Origin of the sequence: Klebsiella sp. MS 92-3 (assembly GCF_000195655.1) — a bacterium.
Classification (GTDB): Bacteria; Pseudomonadota; Gammaproteobacteria; order Enterobacterales; family Enterobacteriaceae; genus Klebsiella; species Klebsiella pneumoniae.
In genome coordinates, this window is the sequence record NZ_GL882779.1 from 1 (window position 1) to 4509 (window position 4509).

Annotated in this window: 6 protein-coding genes; 3 read left to right on the plus strand and 3 right to left on the minus strand. The window is 60.9% G+C overall.

The window, feature by feature from the left end; genetic code table 11:
• The 3 genes from HMPREF9538_RS18780 to HMPREF9538_RS18770 form a co-directional block, all read left to right on the plus strand.
• On the plus strand, window positions 1–1017 hold a 1017-nt coding region (locus HMPREF9538_RS18780), incomplete at its 5' end, for a class II histone deacetylase (protein WP_009484532.1).
• Window positions 1018–1100: 83 nt separating this feature from the next.
• On the plus strand, window positions 1101–1403 hold the full coding sequence (locus tag HMPREF9538_RS18775; protein ID WP_004178884.1) for a type II toxin-antitoxin system HigB family toxin: 303 nt from the start codon (window positions 1101–1103) through the stop codon (window positions 1401–1403).
• Window positions 1404–1766 carry a helix-turn-helix domain-containing protein gene (locus tag HMPREF9538_RS18770; RefSeq protein WP_009484533.1) on the plus strand — a complete coding sequence of 121 codons (363 nt, stop codon included), beginning with the start codon at window positions 1404–1406 and terminating at the stop codon, window positions 1764–1766. It abuts the gene before it with no gap.
• A 17-nt stretch (window positions 1767–1783) separates the two neighbouring features.
• Here the strand turns inward: HMPREF9538_RS18770 and HMPREF9538_RS18765 are convergent, their stop codons facing one another.
• The 3 genes from HMPREF9538_RS18765 to HMPREF9538_RS29595 all read right to left on the minus strand — a co-directional run.
• A complete protein-coding gene (locus HMPREF9538_RS18765) occupies window positions 1784–2326 on the minus strand; it encodes a DUF3156 family protein (RefSeq protein ID WP_020316362.1) in 543 nt (180 codons plus the stop codon).
• The gene (locus HMPREF9538_RS18760) at window positions 2304–3803 is read right to left on the minus strand and encodes an APC family permease (RefSeq protein WP_009484535.1); all 1500 of its coding nucleotides are present in this window, start codon (window positions 3801–3803) and stop codon (window positions 2304–2306) included. Before HMPREF9538_RS18760 ends, HMPREF9538_RS18765 begins: the two co-directional genes overlap by 23 nt.
• Before the next feature lie 406 nt (window positions 3804–4209).
• The coding region (locus HMPREF9538_RS29595; protein ID WP_009484537.1) for a cupin domain-containing protein at window positions 4210–4509 on the minus strand (300 nt) is incomplete at its 5' end.

The window sequence follows — 4509 nt, forward strand, 5'->3', positions numbered from 1 at the left end:
CCGGCGGGCGGCGGTCATGCTGAATCGCCAGAGACCAAACGGCGGATGAAAAACCTGATGGATGTCTCCGGGCTGACGCCGCAGCTGGCGCTGCGCAGCGCGGCGCCGGCGAGCCTTGAGGACCTGCGGCGGATCCACCCCGACAGCTATCTGGAGCGCTTCAAGGCGATAAGCGATAACGGCGGCGGCATGCTCGGCAAAGAGGCGCCGCTGGGGCCGGGCAGTTATGAAATCGCCTGTCTTTCCGCCGGGCTGGCCTGTGCGGCGGTGGAAGCGGTGCTGAAGGGGGAGCTGGATAACGCCTATTCGCTGTCGCGCCCGCCCGGACACCACTGCCTGCCGGACCAGTCGATGGGATTTTGTTTCCTCGCCAATATTCCCATTGCCGTCGAGCGAGCGAAAGCGCAGCTGGGGCTGGGCAAGGTGGCGATCATTGACTGGGATGTTCACCACGGTAACGGCACCCAGCATATCTACCTGCAGCGCGACGACGTACTGACTATCTCCTTGCATCAGGACGGCTGCTTCCCGCCGGGCTACGCCGGCGAGGACGATCGCGGCGTGGGCGCGGGCGAAGGTTACAACATCAATATTCCGCTGTTGGCCGGGGCGGGGGATGACAGCTGGCGCTATGCGCTGGAAACTATCGTTATTCCGGCGCTGGCGCGTTTTGAGCCGGAGCTGATCATCATCGCCTGCGGCTATGACGCCAACGCCATGGATCCATTAGCGCGGATGCAGCTGCACAGCGATAGCTTCCGGGCGATGACCGAACAGGTCCAGCAGGCGGCGGATCGCCTGTGCGGCGGGAAACTGGTGATGGTGCACGAGGGCGGCTACGCCGAATCCTACGTGCCGTTCTGCGGCCTGGCGGTGATGGAAGCCCTGAGCGGCATCCGCACCGAGGTCCAGGATCCGCTGCTGGAATTTATTCAGCAGCAGCAGCCGCGCGCCGCATTCGCGCAGTTCCAGCGCCAGGCCATCGATCGGCTGGCGCAGCAGTTTGGCCTGCAATAGTCGCTCACGCTCACGTTGATCCCTAAAGTCCCAATATGGGACTTTTACTTTACTTAGTCCCGAAATGGGACTAGTCTCTGCCCATGAAGATAATCTCAGTGAAAACCTTAAGGGACTTCTGGGCGGAGAATCCCGACGCTGAACAACCGCTAAAGGCCTGGGTAGACGAAGCGACAAAAGCAGACTGGAAAACCCCGGCGGAGATAAAGGACCAATACCGCAGCGCAAGTATTCTGAAAAATAAGCGGGTGGTATTCAACATTAAAGGAAATGATTACCGGTTAATCGTAGCCGTTGCTTATCTGCGGGGGTGGGTGTTCGTTAAGTTTATCGGTTCGCATAAGGAATATGACGAGATAAACGCTGAGACGATAGAGAGGAAGTAAATGATTAATGTGAAGCCTATCCGCACTGAACAAGATTACGAGGCCGCGTTACGCGCGGTTGAACCTTTTTTTGATAATGAACCTGCGCCGGACACGCCGGAAGGGGATTTTTTTGAGGTGATGTGCCTGCTGATTGCTGAATATGAAAAAAAGCACTATCCCATCGAGCCGCCGACGCCGATAGAGGCGATCAAGTTTCGCATGGAGCAGCAGGGGCTGACCGTCAAAGATCTGGAGCCGGCGATTGGTAAATCGAATCGCGTGTATGAAATTCTCAATGGTACGCGCAACCTGACGCTCCCGATGATTCGCCGGCTTCACGCACAGTTCGGCATTCCTCTGGAGAGTCTGATCGGCGCGTGATGGCGCGGGCATCCGGCTCACTCATGCATCCACTGACTTACCGCCTGATTAACCATCGCCAGCACGCTGAGCAGCAGCATCCGCTGCTGCGCTTCCAGCCGCAGATAACGGCGCAGCGGCGGCATTTTACAGACCACTTCGCTGGCGGCCCAGGGTTCAATGCTGCAGCGCCAGCCGCTACTATCAAAGGTCAGCGAAAAGCGGCGGTAATCCAGCTCGCTTAAGGTCTGCTGGAGGTTAGGAAAACCGTTGAGATAGCCGGCGAGTTCCGCGCTCTCTTTACTGCCGATAAAGCGGATTGGCAGGCGTTTTAGCCAGCCGGATTGGTGGGCGCGGATCTTGCCGCGAGCGGGCCGGGTCACCGGCCCCTCGACGACAAACTCGCAGCTGTGAATGCTGGCCATAAACAGCCGCTTCTGACGCACGCTGAAGGTGACGGCGGTGGCGTCGTTCAAGCGCAGCAGCGCGCTGCGTTCGCTCAGCTTTTCACTGGGCCAGCCCGCCAGATCGCGCTGCACCGCGTTCATTAACGGCGTTTCAAACCAGGGGACGGAGGACATCTGGCGTCATCTCCCCGCGGGTCTGTTTTTCATAATTGTTGATGGCGCGCTCCACCACCTCTTCCACTACCAGCGGCTTGAACGGATTGACGCGCTGCACGCACACCGTCCAGAACAGGGCGTAAGCGGCGGTCAGGCCGAGCATTATGCCGAACGGCACCAGCACCTGGCGGCTGTCCATCCCGGGCGGCGTGATATTGACGATAGCGATGATGATCCCGACGCTGGAGATAATCTGCGGCAGCGGGAACCACGGCGAGCGGTAGGCGCGCGGCAGGTCCGGGCGGCGAATGCGCAGCATCACCACCGACAGAGTAACCAGCAGATAGGCGACGCCCCAGGCGCAGACCGCGGCGAGGATCAGCGGCACGATGCGGTCCAGATCGCCGTTCAGATACCAGGCGTGCAGGCAGGGGATCGCCACCCCGATGGCAATGGCGATCACCGGCGTCTTAAAGCGCGGATGCAGCCAGGTCAGGAAACGGGGCAGCGCGCCGTCCAGCGCCATGCCGTAGATAATACGCGGCACGGCGGCCATCAGCGTATTGATGGTGGCGCAGCCGGCCAACAGTAGCCCGACCCCCAGCCAGTACTGGCCGGCGTGGCCCATCACCCGTTCGGCGAAGGCCGGGATCGCCATCGGTGTATCCAGCAGATGGACGTTGTTGGCCGCGTCGAGCACGGTATTCTCCACCTGGCGGTTGATCGCCGCGCCGTAGATAAACATGCAGCTGGCGACCCCCAGCAGGCCCAGCGCCATCGCCCGCGGTATGGTGCGGTGGGCCTGTTTGATCTCCGGCGCCATCGGCGTCACCAGTTCGCAACCGACGAACATAAACATCGCCATGCCGATATAGCCGAACAGGCCGTTGATATCGCTAACGTTCAGCGGCGTGCCGAACCAGCCGGAAAGATGAGTCACCGGCGCCATAAAAATGCCGCACAGGCCGAAAATGGTCAGCGTGGTCCACATGCCGAAGGTCAGCATCACTTCGACCTTGCCGAAGATTTCCACGCCGATGGCGTTGAGCAAGCCGAAAATCACCACCATGCCGACGCCCACCATCCAGGTATTCTGGTGAGCGGCCATCTGGGCGTTAATCGACTCGAAGTTCACCAGCGCCATAATGCCCGCCAGGATCGTCTCCGCCGTCCCGGCGAAGATATGGACGATCAAGTAGGCGCACAGCGCGCCGGTGATAGCGAAGAAGCGGCCCATGCCGCAGGAGATATAGTCGTACACCGAACCGGTGGTGGGAATGAGCGTCGCCGCCTCGGCAAAGGTGGTGACCTGCGCCTGCATCATAATAAAGGCCAGCAGCACCGCCAGCGCGAAGGTATCGCCGCCCATGCCGAAGCCGCTGGTGACCGTCAGGATCACCGGGCTGGCCATGATCAGCCCGACGGAGCTGGCGAGGGTGGTCGGGAAGCCGACGACGCCGCGCTCAAGATGGCTGGCGAGTCTGTTACTAAACATAGTCAACCTCTGCACAATAATGGGGTAGGGCAGGGAATAGCCAGCGCCACTCCCGGATAGTCATAATTTAGGCGGGCATCCTGCTCAACGAATATCGTCCGGAAGGTGGAGGGCGGCGCATGATTCTGTGACGCAGTCGATGAATGTCGCGGCGGATAAATAATATGACCCCGAAAACCGGGGCCATCCGTCTTGCCACGTTGCGCCTGTTTCTGCCGGATGGCGGCTGCGCCTTATCCGGCCTACGGTCCGTGCGGCCTGCCTTTAATTTGGCCTCAAACCCCCCGGTGGCGCTGCCGCTTACCGGGGCTACAGCGCTGTGCGATTTGGTAGCCCGGAGAAGGCGTAATGCGCCGCCTCCGAGTCCCCCTGTGCGCTCCCTGCGCCGCCGGGCATTATCAGTTTGTTAGCGGGTCTCGACGTTCGCCAGGTAGTGCTTCACAAAGCGCGGCGTCAGAATTTTCCACTCCACTTCGGTGCCCTGTTTAACAAACCAGCTGTCACCCGGCGCAAAGCGCTGCGGCTCGCCGCCGGCGACGGTCAGCTCCACTTCGCCCTCCAGCACGGTGGCGTGCTCGGTAAACGGATAGGTCATGGTAAAGCTCCCCTCAGTGGACGAAAACAGTCCGCAGGTAAAGGCGTCCTGCGGCTCGCCGTAGATCATCGCGCCCGCTACCTGCGGGTCGCCGGCGGGCGGCGGCGCGCC

Coding starts and splice junctions, on each gene's coding strand:
- HMPREF9538_RS18765 (WP_020316362.1), bottom strand. CDS start 2,326: ATGTCCTCCGTCCCCTGGTTTGAAACGCCGTTAATGAACGCGGTGCAG.
- HMPREF9538_RS18775 (WP_004178884.1), top strand. CDS start 1,101: ATGAAGATAATCTCAGTGAAAACCTTAAGGGACTTCTGGGCGGAGAAT.
- HMPREF9538_RS18760 (WP_009484535.1), bottom strand. CDS start 3,803: ATGTTTAGTAACAGACTCGCCAGCCATCTTGAGCGCGGCGTCGTCGGC.
- HMPREF9538_RS18770 (WP_009484533.1), top strand. CDS start 1,404: ATGATTAATGTGAAGCCTATCCGCACTGAACAAGATTACGAGGCCGCG.